Annotated in this window: 17 protein-coding genes; 9 read left to right on the top strand and 8 right to left on the bottom strand. The window is 69.2% G+C overall.

The features are described from left to right. Nucleotides 1-60 precede the first annotated feature (60 nt). From FMP39_RS16985 to FMP39_RS16970, 4 genes are read right to left on the bottom strand one after another with little or no spacing between them, the layout of a single operon-like run. Nucleotides 61-1,602 carry a DUF4340 domain-containing protein gene (locus tag FMP39_RS16985; RefSeq protein ID WP_141591362.1) on the bottom strand — a complete coding sequence of 514 codons (1,542 nt, stop codon included), beginning with the start codon at nucleotides 1,600-1,602 and terminating at the stop codon, nucleotides 61-63. Continuing rightward, nucleotides 1,599-3,170 (bottom strand): GldG family protein, encoded by a 1,572-nt coding sequence (locus FMP39_RS16980; RefSeq protein ID WP_141591360.1) that lies wholly within the window; start codon nucleotides 3,168-3,170, stop codon nucleotides 1,599-1,601. The genes FMP39_RS16985 and FMP39_RS16980 overlap by 4 nt, the downstream gene beginning before the upstream one ends. 1 nt (nucleotide 3,171) lies before the next feature. Continuing rightward, on the bottom strand, nucleotides 3,172-3,975 hold the full coding sequence (locus FMP39_RS16975; protein WP_141591358.1) for an ABC transporter permease: 804 nt from the start codon (nucleotides 3,973-3,975) through the stop codon (nucleotides 3,172-3,174). Between the two features lie 31 nt (nucleotides 3,976-4,006). Continuing rightward, complete coding sequence (locus tag FMP39_RS16970) at nucleotides 4,007-4,729, bottom strand: ABC transporter ATP-binding protein (protein WP_011554860.1); 723 nt, start codon at nucleotides 4,727-4,729, stop codon at nucleotides 4,007-4,009. Nucleotides 4,730-4,880: 151 nt separating this feature from the next. Here FMP39_RS16970 and FMP39_RS16965 point away from each other — a divergent pair, with 151 nt between their 5' ends. Next, nucleotides 4,881-6,074, top strand: a complete 1,194-nt coding sequence (locus FMP39_RS16965) for an aspartate kinase (protein ID WP_141591356.1) — start codon at nucleotides 4,881-4,883, stop codon at nucleotides 6,072-6,074. Between the two features lie 127 nt (nucleotides 6,075-6,201). Continuing rightward, on the top strand, nucleotides 6,202-8,769 hold the full coding sequence (locus tag FMP39_RS16960) for a N,N-dimethylformamidase beta subunit family domain-containing protein (RefSeq protein ID WP_141591354.1): 2,568 nt from the start codon (nucleotides 6,202-6,204) through the stop codon (nucleotides 8,767-8,769). On the opposite strand, the gene FMP39_RS16955 is transcribed toward FMP39_RS16960, so the two are convergent. The 4 genes from FMP39_RS16955 to FMP39_RS16940 form a co-directional block, all read right to left on the bottom strand. Next, entirely contained in the window at nucleotides 8,759-10,408 is a 1,650-nt protein-coding gene (locus FMP39_RS16955; RefSeq protein WP_141591352.1) for a nitrous oxide reductase family maturation protein NosD, read from the bottom strand. The two genes, FMP39_RS16960 and FMP39_RS16955, sit on opposite strands and share 11 nt — an antisense overlap. Nucleotides 10,409-10,573: 165 nt before the next feature. Continuing rightward, nucleotides 10,574-10,900 (bottom strand): divalent-cation tolerance protein CutA, encoded by a 327-nt coding sequence (gene cutA, locus FMP39_RS16950; protein WP_141591350.1) that lies wholly within the window; start codon nucleotides 10,898-10,900, stop codon nucleotides 10,574-10,576. Nucleotides 10,901-10,967: 67 nt separating this feature from the next. Beyond that, on the bottom strand, nucleotides 10,968-11,930 hold the full coding sequence (locus FMP39_RS16945; RefSeq protein WP_141591348.1) for an ATP-binding protein: 963 nt from the start codon (nucleotides 11,928-11,930) through the stop codon (nucleotides 10,968-10,970). A gap of 58 nt (nucleotides 11,931-11,988) precedes the next feature. Next, nucleotides 11,989-12,645, bottom strand: a complete 657-nt coding sequence (locus FMP39_RS16940; protein WP_171443714.1) for a hypothetical protein — start codon at nucleotides 12,643-12,645, stop codon at nucleotides 11,989-11,991. A 283-nt stretch (nucleotides 12,646-12,928) separates the two neighbouring features. Between FMP39_RS16940 and FMP39_RS16935 the strand changes: the two genes are divergently transcribed. The 7 genes from FMP39_RS16935 (at nucleotide 12,929) to FMP39_RS16910 (ending at nucleotide 22,989) form a co-directional block, all read left to right on the top strand. Continuing rightward, on the top strand, nucleotides 12,929-16,507 hold the full coding sequence (locus FMP39_RS16935) for a tetratricopeptide repeat protein (RefSeq protein WP_194858434.1): 3,579 nt from the start codon (nucleotides 12,929-12,931) through the stop codon (nucleotides 16,505-16,507). Further along, a complete protein-coding gene (gene gltE, locus FMP39_RS16930) occupies nucleotides 16,507-17,946 on the top strand; it encodes an adventurous gliding motility TPR repeat lipoprotein GltE (protein ID WP_141591343.1) in 1,440 nt (479 codons plus the stop codon). The genes FMP39_RS16935 and gltE overlap by 1 nt, the downstream gene beginning before the upstream one ends. A 127-nt stretch (nucleotides 17,947-18,073) precedes the next feature. Further along, complete coding sequence (cglF, locus tag FMP39_RS16925; protein ID WP_141591341.1) at nucleotides 18,074-18,343, top strand: adventurous gliding motility protein CglF; 270 nt, start codon at nucleotides 18,074-18,076, stop codon at nucleotides 18,341-18,343. 76 nt (nucleotides 18,344-18,419) lie between these two features. Then, nucleotides 18,420-20,342, top strand: coding sequence for an adventurous gliding motility protein GltG (gene gltG / locus FMP39_RS16920; protein ID WP_141591339.1), 1,923 nt, complete (start codon nucleotides 18,420-18,422; stop codon nucleotides 20,340-20,342). Between the two features lie 106 nt (nucleotides 20,343-20,448). Further along, nucleotides 20,449-21,078 carry an adventurous gliding motility protein CglE gene (gene cglE, locus FMP39_RS16915; RefSeq protein ID WP_011554849.1) on the top strand — a complete coding sequence of 210 codons (630 nt, stop codon included), beginning with the start codon at nucleotides 20,449-20,451 and terminating at the stop codon, nucleotides 21,076-21,078. A 25-nt stretch (nucleotides 21,079-21,103) separates the two neighbouring features. After that, on the top strand, nucleotides 21,104-21,310 hold the full coding sequence (locus FMP39_RS37445) for a hypothetical protein (protein WP_194858433.1): 207 nt from the start codon (nucleotides 21,104-21,106) through the stop codon (nucleotides 21,308-21,310). Next, entirely contained in the window at nucleotides 21,277-22,989 is a 1,713-nt protein-coding gene (locus FMP39_RS16910) for a DEAD/DEAH box helicase (RefSeq protein WP_194858432.1), read from the top strand. Before FMP39_RS37445 ends, FMP39_RS16910 begins: the two co-directional genes overlap by 34 nt. The last annotated feature ends 59 nt before the right edge of the window (nucleotides 22,990-23,048 follow it).

The following is a 23,048-nucleotide window of genomic DNA, read 5'->3' as shown; positions in this document are numbered from 1 at the left end:
TCGCTCGTGAAGGGAGGCCGGTGGCGGGCGCTGTCTGACGGTGAGTCGGGGACGGGGTGCTCAGGGCGCCTGCTCCGTCTTCGCGGGCGGCTTCGGTGCGTCGGGGGCCTTCGCTGCTTCCTGCAAGTCCTCGGGCCTGGTGGGCAACGTCAGTCGTGACTCGGGCACCTTGAGGACGTCGGGGCCGGAGCCGCGGGCGTAGCGCGTGCCGGGCTCGTCGGGGACTTCAGCGCCGAGCCAGAGTCGCGCCAGTTCGCGCCCGTCCGCGCCTAGCAGCACGGCGCCGGGGGAGTCCTCCGTCACGCCATACCGGGCCCAATTCTTGGGGTTCGTCTCGCCGTAGCCCGTGGCCTTCAGGCCTTCCAGCGCGCGCAGCAGCGAGGCGAGCTTGAAGTGCTGTGCCTTGCCCCGCTGCGGGGCCTCCATGTCCCAGTGCCCGGCGCCTTCGTTGGCTTCCGACGTGCTCACCACGGTGATGGCGGGCGCGCCACCGCCCGGATGGAACACGATGCGGCGGACGTCCTGGCGCCGGAACTCCAGCACGCGCCGGTCCTTCAGCTCCCGGACGCTCACGTCCAGCACGCCGAGGGCGTCTTCGGGCACCTCGCCCAGCACGGCTTGCGTTCCCTGCTCGCGCAACGCATAAGCGCGCACGGCGCCATCTTCCGTCACGCGGGACATCCGCACGCGAACCGGCTCGCCCGGGCCACCGGTGAAGCGGGCGTCCACCACCGGGGCCTCCAGACCCAACCGCTTCCGGGACTCCGGCGTGTCTTCGGGGAAGGACAGTGCCCGCTGCTCCACCAGGGCCTTCAGCAGCTCCGCGACACGCGTCGCGTTCGCGTTGGCGGCCACCGGCGCGACCAGCCGCCAGCCCGCGCCGTCCGCTTCCCGCGTCAGTTGATACGCACCCTGCGGCGCCTTCACCTCGATGCCCTTCAGCGCGCGCTCGTCCAGGGGTGCCAGGAGGTCCTTGGCGCGCAGGGCGAAGGTGTCCCGGTCCAGGGCCCATCGCACCGTCCCCGCGGCGGCGTGGACCGCCGGCTCCGCGTCTCGGCGTACGTAGACGGAGCCGTCGTAGGTGTTCTCCTTGCCACAGTGCAGCGTCACCGTGCGCTGGCGAGCGGGGTCCTGCGCCCCCTGGCCTCGAGCATCTGGCACGAAGGCCCGGGCCGTGACGGTGAAGAGGGGCGGTTTCAGGCCGTACGCGTCCAGGTCGGCGTCGGTGGGCGCCTCCTTCACGGTGGCGCTGAAGCTCGAAGACGCCAGCGTGCCGAGGATGGTCTCCACCACGGCTGCCTCCGCGCGAGCGGACACGGGCGCCGTCAGCTTCCATGTGCCGTCCTGCTCGCGAACCAGCTCCGTGGTGTCGCCCCGGGCCCGCACCGTCAAGTGCGTGAAGACAGGCTTCGCGGCAGGCGCCCCGTCTTCCTGTCCGCGCGTCTCCTCCGTCCCCGTGACGAAGAGGCGCTGCTGGGCGTCGGCTTTCCGCCGGGCCCCGCTCGCTTCGGACGCCTTCTCCCCGGTGCATGCGGTGAGCCCCAGGCCCGCCGTGACGACGGTGAGGATGCTCCACCGCCACCTTCCGCGGGCCGGCGTCACTTGTTGCGCCTCGACAGCCAGATGGCCAGGCCCACGCCCAGCAGCGTCAGCGGCATGAGGTCCGTGGCGAAGAATCGGATGCGGCTGAGCGTCGCCGCGTCCAGCTCCAGCGTGGACACCTCGCGGTCCGGCGGGCGGATGGTGATTTTCGTGAGCTGGTTGGACGCCCAGCCCAGCGCGTTCATCACCAGGTTGCGGTTGGGCTCATGGCCCCAGTTCGGGTCCAGGAGAAGCTCCGAGTCCCCCATCACGACCAGGCGCGCTTCATCAAAGCGCTTGCCCGGCGAGGCCTGGGTATCACGCGTCACGGCGGCCACCAGCACCAACTGGCCCGTCTTCTCGCCATCCGACGGCACCGCGTTCTCCTCTGGCGTGCTCTCCACCCAGCCGTACTGGGACGTGAGGACCACCGGCTGCACCTGGACGCCCGGCGCCATCCCCATGCGCAGCAGGGTCAGGCTGCGCGGGGTGGGGAACTCCACGTTGAGTCCCCGCTGGTGCAGCGGCTTGCCAATCTCGTGGTCGCTGTAGAAGAGGGACAGCACCACGAAGGGATTGCCGCTGTTGTACTGCGCGTCCGCGACGATGCCCTCATCCACCTGCACGCCGTGCTCCGCCAGCAGCCCGTCCAGGCCATCACGGAGGCCGGCGTCAGCGAAGTAGAGCATGCGTCCTCCGGAGGCGAGATAGCGCTGGAGCAACTCCTTCTCCGGCGCGGTGTAGGGCCCCCGGGCCCCCGCGATGATGACCAGCGCGGCGTCCCGTGGCACGTCTTGGACACCCGCGAGGTTCAGCGGTTCCGCGGTGTAGCCCTCCTGGAGCAATTGCCTCCGGAATTCGGACAGGCTGGCGCCCGGGTCATGGGGCGGCGCCTGCTCCTTGTCCAGGGGCCACTCCCCGTGGCCGGTGACGAAATAGACCTTCTGGGTGCCCACCGCGTTCAGCTTGAGGACCGCGTGTGTCAGCTCCTGCTCGGACACGGTGGCGAGCAGCGTGTGCGTGGCGTGCTCGCCCTCGCCGCGTACCAGCACCACCGCCGTCTGGCCCTCACGCACCTGGTACTTCGCGGCCAGGTCCGGGCTGCGGCGCGGGTCCTTGAAGGTGTACTCGAACTTCCCCGGCGCTTCGGCATGGTAGAGCGCGAAGAGGGCTTCCAACTGGCCGTACTGGGCATGCGCCGGGGTGATGAACGCGATGGCGCGCACCTGGTCGGGAATGGCGGCCAGCGTGGACACCGTCTGCGGCGCCAGCGTGTGGATGCGCGCCTGCGTCAAATCCCAGCGCCGGTTCTGCTTGAAGGCCAGGTAGTTCACCGCCACCAGCACGGCCAACACGCCCAGCGTGGTGAGCACCGTGGTGGCGAAGAAGCTGCTGGAGCGGCGCGTGGCGAACTGGCCGAACTGCCGGTAGTTCGTCGCGCCGTAGATGCCCACCAGCACCAGCCCCGTGCCCGCCTTCACGGCGGCGGTGACGGCGCTGTCCGAGGTGATGAACAGGGTGAACGGACTCGACAGCAACAGCAGCAGTCCGAACGCGCCCAGGACCTTGCCGACATGAGCCGCCTTCATGTCAGGCCCACCGCTGCGCATCCACCGTGCGGTGGGTGAGGAAGAGGGAGAAGCCGATGACGGAGGCGAAGAACACCAGCGACTGCGCGTCCAGCACGCCCTTGATCATCCCCTGCAACTGGAGGTCGCAGGCGACGTAGGACAGCGCGGAGCGCAGCGGCTCCTCCGCGCGGCGGGCCACCTGGCCCAGCAGCATCCACGCCAGCAGGGCACAGAAGGTGAGGAAGGCCGCCAGCATCTGGCTCTCCGTCAGCGCGGAGATGAACAGGCCCACGGCCATGCAGGTGGCGCCCCACAGCAGCAGCGCACCGTAGCCCAGCAGGACGGTGGACCACTCCAGCACGAGCCCGGACTCGCTGTGGCCCAGCACGGACAGCAGTAGCGGGAAGACGAGCGTGAGCGCCAGCGTGGCGGAGATGACGCCCAGGCCGCCCAGGTACTTGCCCAGCACGACTTCAATGGGCCGCACCGGGGCCGTCATCAGCAGCTCGAAGGTGCGGTTGCGCTTCTCCTCCGCGAACAGCCGCATGGACAGGAACGGCGTGACGACCAGGGTGATGACCAGGACGCTGCCCCACAGCTCCACCACCACCCCGTCCGTGAGGTTGCGGTACATGTTGAAGTCCGGGGACATCTGCGCCCAGCCCACCCGGCGCGCCACGCCCTGGACGTCGTTGAACGCCTGCAGCAGGTCCATGAAGTAGAAGGCCGTCAGCGCCGCCATCGCCGTGAAGACGGCGTAGGCCCACGGCGTGGTGAAGTAGATGGACAGTTCCTTGCGGGCAATCGCCAGGGCGGTGCGCATGGAGGCGGGGTCCTCGAAAAAGGGGCCGCGCTCAGGCGGCGGTCAGCTTGATGAAGACTTCTTCCAGCGACGCGTTCTCCGCCTGCCCGTGGATGCGGGCCAGTTGGGAGATGTCGTCGTACGCGGCCATCTTCCCCTGGTGGATGATGAGCACCTTCTGGCACGTCATCGTGACCTCCGGGAGGATGTGCGTGGAGAGGATGACGGTGTGCTTGCCGGCCAGGCCCTTGATGAGGGCGCGCAGCTCGGCGCGCTGTGCGGGGTCCAGGCCTTCGGTGGGTTCGTCCAGGATGAGCACCGGCGGGGAGCCGAGCAGCGCCTGGGCGATTCCCACACGCTGCTTGTAGCCCTTGGACAGGTTCTGGATGACGCGGTCCATGACGTGCGTCACGCCCATGAGGGCGGCCACCCGCTCCAACTCGGCCTTGAGGGCGCTCCCCGACAGCCCCTTCAGCGAGGCGACGAAGCGCAGGTAGCCTCGCACCGTCATCTCCACGTAGAGCGGCGGCATCTCCGGCAGGTAGCCGATGCGGCGCTTCACCTCGAGCGGCTGGGCCTCCACGTCATAGCCTCCGACGCGGACTACCCCCTCCGACGGCGGAAGGAAGCCGGTGAGGATTTTCATGGTGGTGGACTTGCCCGCCCCGTTGGGGCCCAGGAACCCGAGAATCTCACCCGCCTCGACCTGGAAGGTGAGGTCGTCCACGGCCACCCGGTCTCGGTATCGCTTCGTGAGGTGCTGGACCTCGATCATCGGCATGGGCGCGGTATTAAACCCGACATTGGCGTGTCAAGGCGACACCGACTCCGGGTGTGGGCGTCGTTCAGCGGCTGGCCAGACTTCTGCAGGGAGGCCTACCAGTGTGGTTTTCCGGACACGCCGAACAAGGGTAGTGAGTCGAATCATGCCAATCGTGGTCCAGAAGTACGGCGGCTCGTCGGTCGCCGGCGTGGAGAAGCTCCGCAAGGTCGCCCAGCGGGTGAAGGACAAGCGCGAGGCGGGCTACCAGGTGGTGGTGGTGGTGAGCGCCATGGGCGACACCACGGATGAACTGCTGGCGCTGGCGAAGGGCGTTTCGGTGGACCCGCCCCGTCGCGAACTGGACATGCTGCTCACGTGTGGCGAGCGCATCTCCATGGCGCTGCTCTCCATGGCGCTCCAGGAGATGGACGTGCCGGCCATCAGCTTCACCGGCAGCCAGAGCGGCATCATCACCACGGACGCGCACGCGCAGGCCCGCATCGTGGAGGTGCGGCCGTACCGCATCCACGACGAGCTGGCGCGCGGCAAGGTCGTCATCGTCGCGGGCTACCAGGGTGTCTCCTTCAAGAAGGAAGTAACGACGCTGGGGCGCGGCGGCTCGGACACGACGGCGGTGGCGCTGGCGGCGGCGCTGGACGCGGAGGCGTGTGAAATCTACTCGGACGTGGACGGCGTCTTCAGCGCGGACCCCCGGGTGGTGCCGGACGCGCGCAAGCTGGAGTCGCTGAGCTACGACGAGATGCAGGAGCTGGCGAGCGCGGGCGCCAAGGTGCTCAACGCGCAGGCGGTGGAGTGGGCCAAGGCGCGCGGCATCACCATCCTCGCGCGCACGGCGCACGGCCAGGGAACGGGCACCGCGGTCCAGGAGCTGGCCGTCCCCACGGACCACCGCCTCAAGGGTGTCACCGCCGACGCGGAGATGGCCGTGCTTTCCGCCTCGGAGCCCATCCGCCTGGCGGAGCTGCTGGAGTTCCTGGATGCGCGCGCCGTGCGCGGGCGGACGCTGGACTTCGAGGGACAGGTGGGCGGGGCACGCAGGACGGTCATCACCGTGCCCCTGGCGGACATCCACGGCGCGGACGCGCTGCGCCGGGAGCTGGCCACGCGCTTCGGTGACACCGTGTCCTGGCGCGAGGACCTGGGCACCGTCACCTGCGTGGGTGTGGGGTTGAACGCGGACTGGGCGCCGCTGCGCCGCGCGCTGGCCGCCGCCGAGGAGCTGGGGGCTCACGTCCACGCGGCCCATACGTCGCCTTTGCAACTGACGCTGCTGGTGGACAAAGCACACCTGAAGGCGCTGACGGCCCGGCTGCACCGAGAGCTCCTGGGAGGTTAGGCCTTTTCCTACCCTGGGCTTTTGTCCGGGTGATCCATCCCAATCATTGCTCCAGGAGGGCACCCGCTTCCCTCCTGAGTGTTCGTGGCTACCCTCCGGTCGAATCACCGTGGCTTGGAGGAACGGGATGGCTCAAGCAGGCCGTTGGGCGGGCTGGGTGTGTGGGCTTGCGCTCATGTTCGGTGGCATTGGCTGTGAGGATGCGGCCGTGCGGCCGGTGATACCGGGTGACAAGCACGACACGCCTCCCCTGAACGACGGTTATGACGGCGGCGACGGTGAGCCGCATCCGGGCATCATTGATGCGGGGATGCCGGACGCAGGCACCGGGCAGCCCGAGCCTCCCGACGCGGGCCCGGTGGAGCCGCCCGCGCGAGACGCGGACGCCGTGCGCAAGGAGAACCGCCGCCCGGGGACCACGGCGTGGCGCATCACCCGCAACGCCCACAGCCGCGAAATCGAAGGCTATGCGCTGAAGGCCACGCTGACGCAGGGCGAGACGCTGCGCGTCGCCGTGTCGGTGTCCGAGGCCCGGACCTTCCGCTGGTATGTGTACCGGATGGGGCACTACGGTGGCACGGGTGCCCGTGAGCTGGCACGCGGAGGCCCGGTGGCCGGCGTGCGCCAGGGCGACTGTCCCGCGGACCGGTCCACAGGCCTCGTCGCCTGCCGCTGGGCCCCCACGCTGGAGATACCCATTGGTGAACACTGGGTGCGCGGCGTGTATGTGGTGAAGCTGGTGCGTGAGGACAACCACCAGCGCTACGTGCCCTTCTTCGTGCGCGACGCGAATCCGCGCGCCGAGGTTGCCGTCCTCATCCCCACTGCTACCTGGGCCGCCTACAACACCTGGGGGGGCACCAGTCTCTACGACGACCGCGACCGGGTGATGCGCGAGCACGGCGTCAGCCGCGCCTTCCGGGTGTCCTATGACCGGCCCAACTACCGGGGCCATGGCAGTGGCCACTTGCTGACGGACGACCTGAGCCTGGTTCAGTGGCTGGAGTCGCAGGAGCTGGACGTGGGCTACTTCACCGACGAGGACCTGGACGCCAGCTATGACTTCCTGGCCGGCGCCAAGGCCTTCATCATGTCGGGCCACGACGAGTACTGGAGCCCGCGCATCCGCGAGCACGCGGACCGGGCGGTGGCGGAAGGCCGGTCGCTGCTCAACCTGGGCGCGAACAATGCGTACTGGCAGGCGCAGATGGAGCCGTCCCAGGACGGCCGGCCGCGGCGCATCATCGCCTGCTACAAGGGCCACGCGAACGACCCGTACACGGGCGCTCAGCGCACGGTGAAGTTCCGCGAGCGCGTCGTGGGCCGTCCGGAGAACGCGCTCCTGGGCGTGCAGTTCTCCTCCCGCTGGCACCAGTTCGGCTTCCCCGCCGTCATCACCAACCCGGGGCACTGGGCACTGGCGGGCTCGGGGCTGAAGGCCGGTGACACGCTGTGGATGGCCAACGGCTACGAAGTGGACCAGTTGGTGAGCAACGGCAACTCGCCGGAGGGCCTGGAGGTGCTGGCCGAGTCCCCGCTGCTGTCGCTTCAGGGCGCCTTCGGCTTCGGCCACATGGTGCTGCGCAAGCAGGGCAGCGCCTACATCTTCTCCGCGGGCGGCATCGACTTCGTGCGCACGCTGGCCTCCGAGGACATGGCGGACCCGCGCGCGGCCCGCATCGTCGCGAACGTGCTCTACAAGGCGCTGGGCCGTCCGGTACCCGACACGCTGGTGCGCTTCGAGCGGCAGAACGCGTCGAGCCCGCAGGGGCCCTCCGCGGCCGACGTGCGCACGGTGGCGGGCGTGCCCGGAAAGCGTGTCCGCGCCGGTGTCCCCGTGGCGGGCAATTCGCTGGGGGCGCCCACCGCGGTGGCCCTGCTGCCGGATGGAGGCATCGTGGTCGCGGACGGCCTGGGCAACACGGTGAAGCGCGTGACGCCGGGGGGCGAGGTGAAGACGGTGGCCTCCGGCCTCAATGGCCCCATGGGCATCGCCGCGGACGCCGCGGGCAACGTGTACGTGGCCGACACGGACCACTACGTCATCCGCCGCATCGACCCGGAAGGGAAGGTGGAGGTGTTCGCGGGCGGGACGCCGGGCCTGATGGACGGCCCCGCGAAGCAGGCGGCCTTCAACCAGCCCACGGGCCTGGCGGTGACGCCGGATGGCACCGCGCTGCTGGTGGCGGACATGAACAACGGCGTGATTCGCCGCATCGACCTGGTGGCGGAGGGCCACCCGGTGACGACGCTGCAGGGTGACTGGCTCTACCGGCCCTCGGGCGTGGCGGTGAGCGCGGATGGGAACACGCTGTTCGTCGTCGAGTCCGGCATGTCCCGCGTGGTGCGCATCCGCGACGGCCTCACGTCGGTGGTGGCGGGCACGACGCCGGGCTTCCGTGACGGAGCGCCGGAGTCGTCCCAGTTCCTGCCGTACCTGGGCATCGCGGTGCTGAAGGATGGCTCGCTCGCGGTGTCGGACCCGGGCAACTACCGCGTGCGCCGCGTCGCCCTGAACGCGGACGGAAGCGCGCGGAAGGTGACGACGCTGGCCGGAAGCGGGCGCTACGGCCACTCGGACGGGCCGGGCGACGAGGCGGACCTCGTCCTCCCGGCCGGTCTGACGGTGGGGCCGGACGGCCGCCTCTACGTGGCGGACGCCGGCAATTCGCTGGTGCGCGCGATTACTCCATGAGCGCGGCGGCGGTGGCCTCGGGGCAGTCCGACTCCACCGCGCCGATGTCCGGCGCGGCGCCGCAGTAGGGCAGCCCCAGGTCCGTGCCCCGGTCCACCGCGCGCTCGCCGGGCATCAGCGTGTCCAGGTCCACCAGCGGCTCGCCGCTCTCATCCGAGTCCAGCTCCACGCCGTTCGACAGCCAGTGGGCGAGCGTGCTGCCCACCCACCCGCTCTGCGGGGCGACGAAGATGCCCGTGTTGAACGCGGCGTCGGCCAGGTAGAGGTTGGACGTCATGCTGAGGCCGGGGGCGGACAGGCCCATGCTGACGGCGTTGCGCGTGGCGAACAGGTTGTTGCGCACCGCGATGTTGGTGGACGGCCCACCGGTGCCGTGGCCCACCACGAAGGCGAAGCCGTCCGTTCCCACCACGGTGTTGTGCAGCACGCGCACGTCGCTGCCATTCTCGATGCGGATGCCGGAGCCCTCGGGCGTCTTCAAGTCGTGGATGCGGTTACGACGGATGGAGATGTTGGTGGGCGGCGCGCCCACGCGGTTGCCACCCACGGCGATGCCCAGCGAGGAGTCCGAGATGTCGTTGTCTTCGATGACGACGTTGCGCGCGGAGTAGTGCACGACCACGGCCTCGCCACGGGACGAGGTGGACTTCTCGAAGCCGTACAGGCGGTTGCCGCGCACGACGACGTCGTGGCACGTCTTGAGGTCCACCGCGTTCTCCCGGTTGTCGTACATGTCGTTGTCCTCGATGAGGACGCCGCGCGCCGGGGCGTTGTTGCTGAAGCCCTCGGGGCCCAGGCACTGCACCGAGTCGCCCGAGTTGTCGTGGATGTCGTTGCCCCGCACGGTGATGTCCACCGACGTGGGCGCGATGACGACGCCATGCGAGTCGTCGTTGCCTCGCGCGAAGTGGTGGATGTGGTTGTTCTCGATGGTGATGCCGTTGGCGCCCGCGTCGGTGCTGATGCCGCTGCCGAACGCGCCATGGTGCAGCTCGTTGCCCGCGAGCACGGTGCCCGTGGTGTTCCCAGAGAACGTCACCGCGACCTGGCGCTGACCCCGGACGTCGAACTCAAAGCCCTCGATGCGCCAGTGGGGACGCTGCACGTGGGCCATGAACCAGCCGCTGTGGGTGGGGACGAGCTTGGGCAGGCCCTCGCCACGCAGGGTGATGGGGGCCTCGGCGGTGCCGGCCTTGGCGCTGGCGTCGATGATGAGCTTCTCTGCGTAGGTGCCCTTCTGGACGCGGATGATTTCCCCCGGGCCCACCCGCGTCAGGGCCTTGGAGATGGTGCGCAGCGGCTTTTCACGCGAGCCATTCGCCGAGTCATTGCCAGACGGGCTGACGTACCACTCCCGAGCATAGGCGGGCGGCTCCGGTGCCTGTGGCGCAGGGACGGGAGCCGGCTGCTGCACCACGGGCGTGTCGTCTTCGTCATCGCCGTCGTGGCCAGAAACGTCGTCGTTGTCGTTCCGTGGCGGGGGCGTCGGCATGTTGGGGGCCGAGGGCTGCCGCGAACCAGGGTAGCTGGGAAGGGGGCTCGAATCGGACGCTGGAGCAGGTGCCTGCGCGCCGTTGGAGCAGGCGACGCCACCCACGGACACGAGTCCGAGGAGGCACAAACTGCGCAGTCGGGACATGGGGGTCGGCTCCTGGGGGAAGGGGGCGAGCCGACAACGCTCCTTTCGCCGCGCCGTATTCTGTCGGAGGCCGCGCACGAGCCCTTCTTGAGCGCCGCTCCCTCACTGTTCCAGCCGCAGGCGGAGCGCTGGCTGCGCCAGTCAGCCGAGCAGGGGAGCGGGACTTCAGTCCGGCGCGCGGGTGCTGCCCAGAATCCAGGAAAGGTACGGCGCGTGCCCCTCCGCGATGTCCACGCGCAGCACCTCCGGGACGTCGTAGGGATGCAGCTCGACGATGCGCGCGCGCAGCGGCTCGAAGAGGGCCGCGCGCGTCTTGAGGATGAGGAGGACCTCGGGCTCGTCCTGGACCTTCCCCTCCCACCGGTAGATGGAGCGCAAGCCGGGAACGATGTTGCCGCACGCGGCCAGCTGCGCTTCCACCAGCGCGCGGGCCAGCTCGGCGGCCTTGTCCAAGGTGGGCGCGGTGACGAGGACGATGATGGCGTCAGTCATGGGGGCAGGATGCGCGAAGCCTCCGCCGGCCGTCGAGCGGGATGGCGCAGACAGCCATCCAGCGTGACTACCGTCCCAGCGTGCGTCCGCCGCCCGGCGCATGGTGCATGGGCGCGTCCATCTCCTGCCGGGTGCGGCGCCGGTCCGGCGTGTCCTTTGGAAACTCGACGAAGGTGCACAGCTCGCACAGCCGGCTGTAGATGCGCTCACCCACGCGCTCTCGGAGCAGCTCCGTGTCGCGGACCGCGCTGCGTGAGTCCTCGGTGGTGCGGTAGCCTGTCGGCGCCGCGCTTCGGATGGCGCGCTTCTCCGGCTCCAGAGAGTAGTTCGACGCGAACAGCGTGGTGCGGCCCGCGTTGTAGCGGCGGGCGATCAGCTCATCGAGCGTCTCCATCTCGAAGGGGCTGCCGCGGCCCTTGCCCATCTCGTCGATGGCCAGCACCTCCACCTCCGACAGGGGCCCGATGATTTCGCCGCCGCTCTTGCCCTCCTGGAATCCACGCCGGATGGTCGCGTAGAGGAGGGAGATTTCGACGTAGCGCCCACGCACGCCCAACTCCAGAGCCAGGTGCGCCAGCGTCGCCGCCAGGAGGTGTGTCTTCCCGGTGCCCACGGGCCCGCTGAGGATGAAGCCCTTGGACGAACCACCCGGCACGTACTGGAAGGCGAACTGCATGGCCACATTGCGGCCCCTGTCCTGTTCCTCCTTGGATGCGCGGTAGTTTTCAAAAGTCGCATGCGCTGCTGAGGCAGGCAGCCCCAGCGCATCGAAGCGTGCAATGCGATTTCGCAGCTTGGTGCAGGTGCACGTCTCCATCACCTCATAGCGCCGGGGGCCCATCTTCTGGCTGAACTCGCCCTCGCGCTCGACCAGCACGTGCCCGCGCCCGCCGCACACCGAGCAGTGCTCGGAGCACGCGCAGACGCGCGCCTGGGCCTGGTCCCCGCGGCGCTCGATGACATAGGTCCGCCCGCCGCACACACCACACGCCTCGCCATTCGCCTTTGGAGCCATCTCACGCACCGCCATACCAGAGCCTCTCCTCGGCCGTCAGTCCACTGAACGGGCAATCAGGCGTCCCGCCCACCTACATCTCCTTCACGCCCAGCCGCCGGCGCACCGTCGCCAGCACCCGGAAGCGCCGGGACACCTTGCGGGCGCGCGGCGACATCACCTGTTGTTCAGCGGATGCCGCCAGGGCCTCACGCCACACGGCGCACCGATCCAGGAAGGGCAGGGCGCGCAGCACCAGCAGGAACGCCAGCGCTTCCTGGGCATCCATGGCCGCCGGCTCTTCCGGGACATGCGCCAGGACGGTGATGCGCAGGTTGCGCACACGGTGCGACAGCGCTTCGTTCCGCCCCGCCAGGTCCTCGAGCGCCGCGCACAGCCGCGCGTGCCGCGTCTCCTCCCAGGAACGGGCCCGCTTGCGCTTGGGGCTGGAGGAGGGTTCCTCGCCCGCGCCCGCCGCCAGCTCCCGGTACTTCTTGATCTCCGACTCCACCTGCCGCCGGCATGCGCGCAGCGAGCGCAGCACCGGCTCTCCGGGCCGCGCGTCCCAGAGGGCCTTCTCCGCCGAGCGGGAGATGCCGCGCGCCACCACCTCGAAGGGAACGCCTTCCCGGGCCCAGGTCGTCAAAAGCTCGGTGTCCAGCGCAGAGAGCATCAGCCCCGCACCACGCACAGCAAGGAAGTAGTCCTGCACCAGCTCTTCGAAGCTGGCGCTTTCGGGGAGGAGACTCATGATCCGACGCGTACTCCAGTGCAGGGAGGCCGGGCAACCGACCGTCCGTTCCCCCATACCTGGCAGGTCCGACATGGCAACTCCAGGGCGCCGATTTTCACAGCGGATCTGGAAGATTTTGAACCGACGCTCCCCGAGGAAAGCAGGCGGCCAGTCAGTGTTGACCCGCCGCGCGGAAACCGCGCATAGTGAGGGTCCCCGAATGGAAATTCCCGAAGATTCCCGGACACTTGCCTACCAAGCAAGCAACTGGGGACGCCGGTGCCCCTCTCCTAGGAAGACCATGCGCCGTTCGCTTCTCGTCTGCCTCGTCCTCCTGGCCACGGCCTCCGCCGCCCAGGAGAAGAAAGCCCCGCGCGATGCCGATCTCGGCCGGAAGTCCGCCACCGCGGTGGACAAGTCCCTGGCTGGCGACATCACCCGTGAAAAGAAGAAAGAAGAGGTCGCCCCCGCGCTTCAGTACGACCAGTTCCGGCTGGGCGTCGAGCTGCAGGTGGCCTCCAAGCGGCGCGAGCAGATCCAGTCGCTGAAGAAGATCATCTCCTTGTCGCCGGATCCGAAGGAGGCCCCCAGCCTCCTGTTCCGCCTGGGCGAGTTCTACTGGGAGGAGTCCAAGTTCTTCTTCTTCGAGGCCAACCGGAAGGATGACGACCTCATCCAGGCCATGAACCGCAACGACGCCGCGGGCCAGCAGCGGGCCAAGGCGGAGAAGGCGGAGTTCATCGCGAAGCAGAAGGAGTACGGCAAGCTCGCGGTGGAGCAGTACACGAAGATCGTCCAGGAGTACCCGAAGTTCGAGCGCACCGACGAGGTGCTCTTCTTCCTCGGCCAGTACCTCATGGAGGATGGCCAGGACCGCAAGGCGCTGGTGGCCTTCAAGCGCCTGGTGGAGAAGCACCCGCAGTCGAAGTACATCCCGGACGCCTACTTCGCCTTCGGCGAGTACTACTTCAACAACTCCAAGGGGAAGCGACCGGAGCTGGAGAAGGCGCTGGCGGCGTACAAGAAGGCCGCCGAGTTCCCCGAGAGCCAAGTGTACGCCTTCGCCCTCTACAAGCAGGGCTGGTGTCACTACAACATGGGCGACTTCGAGTCGGCCAAGGACAAGTTCAAGACGGTGGTGCTCTACGGTGAGCTCGCCGGCGCCAACGCCCTGGAGAAGGACGGCGGCAAGGGCGGCGGCCGAAGCTCGCTGCTGCGCGAGGCGCGCGCCGACTACGTGCGGGCGTTCGCGCACCAGGGTGACGTGGCGCAGGCCCGGGCGGAGTTCGGCAAGGTGGCCACCAACCCGGAAGACCGCTTCACGATGCTGAAGCAGTTGGCCAACCTGTACTACGGCGATGGCAAGGACCGCGAGGCGGCCATCACCTACAACGGCCTCATCAAGGAGAAGCCGCTGTCCCCCGAGGCGCCTGGTTTCCAGGGCCGCATCGTCGACTGCATCCTCCGCATGGGCAACAAGGAGCGCACCGTGGTCCAGGTGCGCCGGCTCGTGAAGATCATGAAGGAGGTCGAGGGCTCCGGCGTCATCAAGGAGGACAAGGACAAGAAGCTGCTGGCGGAGGCGAAGGAGCTGTCCGAGCGCACGCTGTCCAACCTCGCCGTCACCTGGCACAACGAGGGCAAGAAGACGCGCAACGAGGAGACGTTCCGCTACGCGGACGCGGTGTACAGCGACTACCTCACGCTCTTCCCGGAGAACCCCAAGGCGTACGACCTGCGCTTCTTCTGGGCCGAACTGCTCAACGACAACCTGCAGAACTTCGACAAGGCCGCCGCGAACTACACGCTCGTCGTGCTCCAGGACGCCAAGGTGCTGGAGGCCAAGGACGACAAGGGCAAGCCGAAGCCGGGCAAGCCGGGCAAGTGGCTGCAGAACGCCGCCTACAACGCGGTGCTGGCCTACGACGAGGTCGTCAAGGCGGGCGAGGCGCGGGGCGAGGGCAAGAGCGAGGCGGTGGGCTCGGACATCACCAAGAAGGCCGCCATCCCCACGCTGAAGAAGGCGCTGCTCGACGCGTGTGAGCGCTACCTCAAGTACGTGCCCAAGGGTGAGAAGCGGGTGGAGATCGCCTTCAAGGCGGCCAACATCTACTACCGCCACAACCACTTCGACGAGGCGGTGCTGCGCTTCAGCGAGATCGCGCTCGGCTACCCCGAGTACAAGTTCGAGAACGGCGAGCGCGCGGCGGAGATCTCCGCCAACCTCATCCTCGACTCGTACCACCTGCTGCAGGACTACGCGAAGGTGAACGAGTGGGCGCGGCGCTTCTACGCCAACGACAAGCTGGCGGTGGGCAAGTTCCGCGACGACCTGGCGAAGCTCATCGAGCAGTCGTCCTTCAAGCTCGTCAGCCAGCTGGAGGAGAAGAAGGAGTTCGAGAAGGCCGCCGAGGCGTACCTCGCCTTCGTGAAGGACTTCCCGCAGACGGAGATCGCCGACCTGGCGCTCTACAACGCGTCCGTCGACTACTACAAGGCGAAGCGCCTGGATAAGGCCATCGAGGTGCGCAAGCGCCTGTTCGCCGAGTACCCGCGCTCCAAGCACGTGCCGGACTCCATCTACGCGAACGCGGAGGCGCTGGAGGCCATTGGCGACTTCGAGGACGCGGCGGCGACGTACGAGGCCTACGTGCGCGGCTACGAGCGCAGCCTGGGTGAGAAGGGCAACGCCAAGGCGCGTGGTGGCGGAAAGAAGAAGCGGGGCGCGGCGGACGACAACAAGCCCGCGGTGGTGCAGAAGTGGGACGAGTCCAAGGCGCAGGTGGCGCTCTTCAACGCCGCCACCTACCGCGAGGGCCTGGGCCAGGTGAAGGCGGCGCTGCGCAACCGCGAGCACTACCTGACGCTGTGGCCGCGGGCGAAGGACGCCGACGAAATCCGCCTCTCCATCATCGACCTGACGGCCAAGAGCGGCGCCGCGTTCAAGGCCATCAAGATGCTGGAGGAGTACGAGCGCGACAACATGCGCTCCCCCAGCCGGTTCCTGGCCGCCGAGGGCCGCATCGTCGACCTGTACAAGAAGATGGGCAAGACGCGTGACGTGGCCCGCATGCAGAAGCGCATCTTCGAGCACTTCGACCAGCTGCCCCGCCGCGTGCAGGGCTCGCTGGAGAAGCCGGCGCTCGCCACGGCCGCGCAGGCGCAGTTCCTGTCGGTGGACCTGGACTGGAACGAGTACCGGCGCCTGAAGCTGTACTGGGGTGTGCCGCCGTCGCCGGACCGCTTCAAGGCGAGCATCCAGGACAAGAGCCGCGCGCTCCAGGTGGTGGAGAAGAAGTACGTGCAGACGGTGACGCTGGGCGCGCCCGAGCCCGCCATCTGCGCGCTGCACCGCATCGGCCTGGCGTATGACCACTTCGCCGACCGCCTCATCAACGCGCCCATGCCGCGCGGCCTGGACGAGGAGTCGGAGCAGGCGCTGCGCGACGAGTTCGCCAACCAGGCCCAGCCGCTCAAGGACAAGGCGACCGAGGCGTTCTCCGCCACGGTGGCCAAGAGCCGGGAGCTGGACGTCTACAACGACTGCGCCGCGGAGAGCCTGAAGCTGCTGCGCACCACGTACCAGCCAGACCGCTACCCCGACATGCACGAAGAGAAGGTGGCGCTGAAGGGCCGCGTGCAGCTCATTGGCGGCGACCTGCTGGCCACCATCCAGGACGTGCCGCCGCCGGCGCCCAAGGCGGCGTCGGACGCGCAGCAGGCCCGGGCGGAGACGCTGCAGGAGGACCTGACGGACCTCACCGCGCAGCTGCGCTCGCAGACCGAGACTCAGGTGGACGCCCGCCCGGCGGCCACCACCGACGGCGCCACTCCCGCGAAGCAGGGCGGGAATGACGAGGAGCCGGAGGACTTCCTCTAATGAACCGGACGACCCGCACCATGCGCCTGTTCCCCCTGTTGGCGGCTGTCTCGCTGGCCGCCGCCGGTTGTACTTCCTCCAAGGCCACCGGCCCCGGCTCGGCCAAGACGGCGGATCCGAACGCCGGCAAGACGGAGGCCCTGCAGCCCATCTCCAACACGGCCAAGGCCCGCTTCGAGGACGCGCTGAAGGCGTTCGACACGCAGAAGAAGGCCAAGGCCATCGACTACCCGTCGCTGGAGCGGAAGTTCCAGTCCGCCCTGGAGGCGGACGGGAACCTCGCCGAGGCCGACTACAACCTGGGCGTGCTCGCCGAGCGTCAGGGCAAGCTGACCGAGGCGCGCAACCACTACAAGACGGCGCTCACGAAGAAGCCCTCGCTGCGTCAGGCCTCTGAGAACCTGGCGGTGATGGAGCAGAACGCGGGCAACGTCGCCGGCGCGGTGGCGCTGTACCAGGAGGTGCTCCAGCGCTACCCGGATGACGCGCAGTCACGCGCGCGGCTGGCGGAGATCTTCCGGCAGCAGGGGGACCACACCAAGGCCATGGACCTGACGCGCGCCGCGCTGATGCGCGACCCGCAGTCCACCACCGCGCTGAAGGTGATGATCCGCAGCTACCTGGATCGCAAGCAGCTCGCCATGGCGAAGCTGGTGGCCCTGCGCGGCGTGAAGCTGGACGCGGCGGACCCGGAGCTCCACCACGCCGTGGGCCTCATCCTCCTGCAGGAAGGCGACGTGGATGACGCGCGCCTGTCCTTCAAGAAGGCGCTGGAGGTCCGCGAGGACTACGTGCCGTCGCACGTGGAGCTGGCGCAGCTGGCCCTGGCCGCGGAGAACTACCCCGCCGCCGAGCAGCACCTGCGCCGCATCCTCCAGGCGGACGGGAAGAACGCCGCCGCGCACCTGGACCTGGGCGTCGCCTACAAGGGCATGGGCCAGTTCGACAAGGCCATGCAGGAGTACGACGAGGCGGAGAAGCTCGACCCCGAGCTGGCGGCCGTGAACCTCAACCGCGCCATCATCCTCCACAAGGTGAAGGACGCGCCCGAGCGCGCCTCGGAGCTATACCGCAAGTACATCGCCATGGCCGGCGGTGAGGTGGCGCTGCCCGCCGAGGCTCCCGTGTTCGCCCTGCTGCGCGAGGTGGAGGTCATCGTCAACGCGAAGCGCGAGGCCAAGTTCGCCGAGGAGCAGGCGAAGCAGATGGAGGAGCTGCAGAAGCAGCAGCAGGCCCAGATGCAGGCCGCGGAGAAGGCGGCCGGTGCGGCGAACCCGCCCGCCACCGCCGCGACGCCGGCCTCCGGCACGGGCCCCGCGCCCCAGGTCACCCCCGCCAGCGGCAACACGCCGCCGGCGCCCGCCCCCGCGAACGGAAACTCCGACCAGAAGAATGCAGGCTCGGCGGAACCCGGGGAGCCGGAAGACGACCTGCTGTGAAAGTTGGGACGCCCCCGAGTGCCTTCGCTGTGGCGGGGGCACGGGGGATGATGCGAACCTTGTGTTTCCCCCTCATCCGGGGATTCGGTGTGCGAAGGGACCTTCGGGTCCCTTCCGGGAGGCAGTGATGCGTAAGGCGTTGATGCTGTGTGCGGTGCTCGCGGTGACGCCCGCCCTGGCCCAGGAAGAGGGCTCCAACCCGGGTGGTCCAGGGGAGGGCAATGTGCGCTACTCCAAGACGACCAACATCGACTTCGAGGACGACACCATCGAGGGCGACCTCACGAAGCCGGATGGCGAGTACATCGATGCGCGTGAGCGGGTGAAGCACTCGAACCTCATCCGCATCCGCGAGGACTTCGAGGACAAGGTGATGCAGTCCGTGGGCGAGCTGTAGCCAGCGCCACAACGCGGCGGGAACCCACCGCCGCGCGCGTTGTCTGACGCCGTACCCACTTTACGTTGGAGCCCCCATGGCCGTTCCTCTGACACTCAAGGTCTTCAAGGGCGACTCGCTGGTCGCCTCCAAGGACTACGAGCGCGACATCATCAAGATTGGCCGTCTCTCCTCGGCGCACCTGTGCCTGGAGGACGAGAAGGTCAGCCGCATCCACTCCGTCATCGAGGTCGCCAGCGACGGCGCCATGTCCATCATCGACATGGGTAGCGTCGAGGGCACGTACGTCAACGGCAAGCGCGTCACCAAGGGGCTCCTCTCCTTCGGTGATGAAATCCGCGTGGGTGGCACCACCATCCGTCTGGAGAACCCGGCCGCGGTGGCCGCGGTGAACCTGGCGGCCGCGGCGGCCAGCTCGGAGGTGGCGACGGAGAAGAATCCGGTCATCGCCGCGCCGGCGCCGGCCGAGAGCCTGGCGCAGGCTGCGGTGGCTGCTCCGGCCGCGGGTGCCATCGACCCGTCCTTCGCCGCCACCCAGCAGAACCCGGTGGCCGCTCCCGTCGCGCCCGCTCCAGCCCCCGTCGAGGCCGCGCCGGAGGAAGCCGCGCCGCGCGTGCGGAAGGTTCGCCGCACGAAGTCCAGCGGTCCGCTGGGCGTGGGCCTGCGCTTCGCCTGGGGTGACCAGCGCGTGGGCGAGTTCTTCCTGGGGCCCGGCAGGAAGGGGGCCTTCGTCGTCGGCAGCGCCGCGGGCGTGGACTTCGTCATGGGGGACGCCCGCCTGGGCGCCCCAACGTTCGACGTGGTTCGTTCGGACGGCCAGTCCTTCAGCGTTCGCTTCACCGCGAAGATGAAGGGCGAGCTCACCCGCAAGGGCGAGACGCTGGACCTGAAGGCCGTCATCGAGTCCGGCAAGGCCTCGCATGAGGGCGAGGCGTACTCGCTCACGCTGGACGCGGAGGACTTCATCTGGGTGGATCTGGGCGGCGTGACGCTCGAGGTGGCCTTCCAGCCCGTGCCCAAGCGCGTCGTGGTGCCGCTGGGCGAGTCCATGGACTACACCGCGCTCAACATCTTCCTGGTGCTGTTCTTCATCGCGACGGCGTTCGTCATCACCGCGATGAACCGCACCGTCGCGGGGGACGAATACGCGGACGAGCTGTCGGCGGACAACGCCCGCATCGCCAAGCTCATCATCAAGCCGCCGGAGGCGCAGAAGAACAAGTTCCTCGAGCGCCTCAACCAGCAGAAGGAGCAGAAGAAGAGCGGGGAGATGGCGGCGAAGAACCGCGGCGACGAAGGTCAGATGGGCAAGAAGGAGGCGCCCAAGACCAACAATCGCACCGCGCCCAAGGGCGACCCGAACAAGAAGGACGAGGCGCGCGCGCTGACGGCGAAGATCTTCGGCGGCGGCAAGGGCGGCATCTCCACGGTGTTCGGCAAGAGCGGCCTGGGCGGCGACCTGAAGAGCGCCATGGGCAACATGTTCGGCGCCAAGGCGGGCAACTCCGGCGGCTTCGGTGGCATGGGCCTGCGCGGTACGAGCGGCGGCGGCGGCGGCACGGGTGACACCATCGGCATTGGCGGCATTGGCACCAAGGGCCGTGGTGGCGGCACCGGCACCTACGGCAGCGGCGTGGGCGTGCTGGGCGGCAAGCAGAGCGTCGACGTGGGCATCACCTCGTCCGACCCGGAAGTCATGGGCTCGCTGGACAAGGAGCTCATCCGCCAGGTCATCCATCGCAACCGCGGACAAATCCGCTATTGCTTCGAGAGCCTCCTCAACCGCTTCCCGAAGCTGGGCGGCAAGGTGGCGGTGAAGTTCGTCATCGCGGGGAATGGTTCGGTCGCCTCGTCGTCGGTGGCGCAGTCCACGGCGGCCAACGCGGAGCTGGAGACGTGCGTGGCCGGACGCGTTCGCACCTGGAAGTTCCCCGAGCCGAAGGGCGGCGGCGTGGTGGTCGTCACGTATCCGTTCATCTTCAAGCAGTCCGGCGAATAGCGCCGGGTGGCCTTTCTCCGGGTGGGCAGGCCTGACTCAGGTCTGCCCACCGCGCCTTTCCCCGGCTCCCACTCCCCCGAGGGGGCCGGGCCAACGTCAGGACCGCATGAAAGCCCTCGCCTCACTTGCCCTGTGCGCCTCGTTCGTTCTCCCCACGGTCGCGAGCGCCCAGCAGCCCACCACTGCCCAGGGCGACCGCCCGGCTGTCACGTTCGATGAAATCGAGCGAGGCATCTACTTCGCGGTGCTCGGTGGCCCCCTGTTCATCACCAACCCGCCGGCCGCCGAAGGCACGCCGCGTCCGTTCTCCTCCGGGCCCATGGCGCAGGTGGAGGTGGGCGTGGACCTGGGCGAGCACGTGTCCGTCGGCCTGTTCCTCATGGGCTCGAGCGTGCGGACGGGCGCTCAGTACGTGGGTAACTCCGGCGGCGCGGTGTCGGGTGACTTCTCCACCCTGATCCCCGGCGCGGTGTTGCGTGCTCGCCTGGTGGGGTTCGCTGACAGTCAGGAAGTGAAGCGCACCTGGTTCTATCTCCGCGCAGGTGCTGGCTATGCGATGTTCTCGCCGCAGCGGCTCCTCCCCGATTCCGACATTCTTGTGTTTGCCGGGCCCGGAGTGGAGTACTACACACGGCTGCGCCACTTTTCCGTAGGGCTCGAGGTGACGGGGCAGTACCTCGTCTCCGGGGGCTCGTTCGGGTTCGCGGTGGCGCCGAACATTCGCTACGCGTTCTAGCGGGAGAAAGACGTGCCTCAGGAGAATGGAAGCGGTGGGCCGCGCCCGGGTGGGCGTGGTCGTGACGGGGGTGCACCGGGCCAAGGTCCTCGCCGTGACGGACCGGGTGGTTTTGGTGGCCGTGGCGGGCCCGGACGCGGTGACGGCCGTGGGCGTGGAGATGGCCGTGGACGCGGGCGCGATCGCGAAGAGGGCCCCGTGGGCCCTGGCCAGCGTGTCATCTCCGAGCTGAGCATCCTGGAGAAGGCGCTCTCCAAGACGGATTTCGGGGCGGAGAAGGCGCCGCTGCAGGCCATTGTCCGCTCGCTTCGGCCCATGCGGCTGAAGTCGCTGGACGACCTGGACATGAACACGCGTGGCCGCCTCATCACCACGCTGCTGCGCGTGCAGCGTCAGCCGAAGCCGGCCGCGCCCGAGGCGCCCGCCGCCGAGGAGGCCGCTGCTCCCTCCGAGGCGCCGGCTCCCGTGGAGGCCGCCGCGCCCGCCGAGGGTGAGGCTCCCGCCGAGGGAGGGGCTCCCGCCGAGGGAGGGGCTCCCGCCGAGGCACCTGCCACCGCCGAGGGTGAGGCCGCGGCTCCCGCCGAGGCCGCGGCTCCCGCCGAGGACCCGGCGCGGGAGAAGTTCGATGCGTGGACGGACGTCATCTTCCTCGTCGGTCAGGCCTGGCGTGCCGCGGGTGATGCCGAGCGCGCGGAGGCGGCCTTCGCGGCCAGCGGCCGTCAGCCCGGTCCCGAGGCCGAGGAGCCCGTCGCGGCGCCTCGCACCGAGGAGCGCCGTGAGCGGGGCGAGCGTGGGGAGCGCCGTGAGCGTGGCCCTCGGCCTGAGCGCGGTGAGCGTGCCGCCTCGGGTGAGCGCCGGGAGCGTCCGGAGCGCCGCGAGCGTCCTGCTCGGGGTGAGCGTCCGGAGCGTGGCGAGCGCCCGGAGCGTGGCGAGCGCCCGCTGCCGGAGCTGACGGGCACCTGGGACGAGCAGGCGAAGCAGCTCGAGACCATGGGCCGTACCCGCGACGCGGGCCGGCTGCACGAGCGCAACAACTCCTTCGCGGAGGCGGCTCGCCTCTTCGAGGCGGGGGGCGACCTCAAGAGCGCCCTGCGCAACGCCCTGGCCGGGAGCGACAACGACACGGCCCGCCGTCTGGTGGGTACGCTGCCGCCGGATCAGCTCGCGCCCACCCTGGAGAAGGCCGGCGCCTACGAACTCCTCATGGAGCACTTCGTCGGCAAGGGTGACTTCGAGAACGTGGCCCGCCTCTATGAGCGCGCCCGGCAGTTCGACCAGGCGGCGCTCGCCTACGAGCGTTCCGGGAAGCTCACCCTGGCACGCAAGTCGTACGAGCGCGCGCGGGACATCGCCAGCGCCAACCGCATCCGCGGGCTCGAGGTGAAGAGCCTGGTGGAGCGGGGTGACCGGCTCGGTGCCGCCACCCTGCTGGCGGCCGTGGGCCAGCGCCGCGAGGCGGTGGAGGTCCTCAGCCCGCTGCCTCCGCCCAAGGCCTTCCACTTCATGCAGCGTCTGAAGCTGGACGACGAGGCGAAGGAGCTGGCGCAGAAGGAGCTGGCCCGGGCCGAGCAGGAGCAGAAGCCGGCCGGCCGCGCCCGGTGGCTGGAGCTGCTGGGTGACATCGCCGCCGCTGCCGAGGCGTGGGAGGGTGCTGGCCGCAAGGACAAGGCGCTCCCGCTCCACGAGAAGCTTGGCAACCTGCCTCGCGCCGCTCAGCTCGCGGAGGAGCTGCAGCAGCGTGACAAGGCCGTTGCCCTCTACACTCAGCTGAATGACAGCGCGGGTGTGGAGCGTGCAAAGGCGCTTCCGGAGACGACCGCACCTGCCCAGGCCCCCGCGGCGGATGCGGCGGACGGAAGCGAGGGTGGCGAAGGTGGCGAGACGCCGCCTGACGCTCCCTCGGCCGGGTAGCAAGAAGGCCAATGATTCCCGCCGTTTGGCGGGTTTTGCATGATTGCTCGGGGGCGCTG

The organism is Myxococcus sp. AB056, assembly GCF_006547365.1.
In the GTDB taxonomy this organism is placed as follows: domain Bacteria; phylum Myxococcota; class Myxococcia; order Myxococcales; family Myxococcaceae; genus Myxococcus; species Myxococcus virescens.
Note: the sequence above shows the minus strand (reverse complement) of the source record. Positions and strands in the feature narration are given on the sequence as shown.

Coding starts and splice junctions, on each gene's coding strand:
- FMP39_RS16980 (WP_141591360.1), bottom strand. CDS start 3,170: ATGAAGGCGGCTCATGTCGGCAAGGTCCTGGGCGCGTTCGGACTGCTG.
- FMP39_RS16975 (WP_141591358.1), bottom strand. CDS start 3,975: ATGCGCACCGCCCTGGCGATTGCCCGCAAGGAACTGTCCATCTACTTC.
- FMP39_RS16970 (WP_011554860.1), bottom strand. CDS start 4,729: ATGATCGAGGTCCAGCACCTCACGAAGCGATACCGAGACCGGGTGGCC.
- FMP39_RS16965 (WP_141591356.1), top strand. CDS start 4,881: ATGCCAATCGTGGTCCAGAAGTACGGCGGCTCGTCGGTCGCCGGCGTG.
- FMP39_RS16960 (WP_141591354.1), top strand. CDS start 6,202: ATGGCTCAAGCAGGCCGTTGGGCGGGCTGGGTGTGTGGGCTTGCGCTC.
- FMP39_RS16955 (WP_141591352.1), bottom strand. CDS start 10,408: ATGTCCCGACTGCGCAGTTTGTGCCTCCTCGGACTCGTGTCCGTGGGT.
- cutA (WP_141591350.1), bottom strand. CDS start 10,900: ATGACTGACGCCATCATCGTCCTCGTCACCGCGCCCACCTTGGACAAG.
- FMP39_RS16945 (WP_141591348.1), bottom strand. CDS start 11,930: ATGGCGGTGCGTGAGATGGCTCCAAAGGCGAATGGCGAGGCGTGTGGT.
- FMP39_RS16940 (WP_171443714.1), bottom strand. CDS start 12,645: ATGAGTCTCCTCCCCGAAAGCGCCAGCTTCGAAGAGCTGGTGCAGGAC.
- FMP39_RS16935 (WP_194858434.1), top strand. CDS start 12,929: ATGCGCCGTTCGCTTCTCGTCTGCCTCGTCCTCCTGGCCACGGCCTCC.
- gltE (WP_141591343.1), top strand. CDS start 16,507: ATGAACCGGACGACCCGCACCATGCGCCTGTTCCCCCTGTTGGCGGCT.
- cglF (WP_141591341.1), top strand. CDS start 18,074: ATGCGTAAGGCGTTGATGCTGTGTGCGGTGCTCGCGGTGACGCCCGCC.
- gltG (WP_141591339.1), top strand. CDS start 18,420: ATGGCCGTTCCTCTGACACTCAAGGTCTTCAAGGGCGACTCGCTGGTC.
- cglE (WP_011554849.1), top strand. CDS start 20,449: ATGAAAGCCCTCGCCTCACTTGCCCTGTGCGCCTCGTTCGTTCTCCCC.
- FMP39_RS37445 (WP_194858433.1), top strand. CDS start 21,104: ATGGAAGCGGTGGGCCGCGCCCGGGTGGGCGTGGTCGTGACGGGGGTG.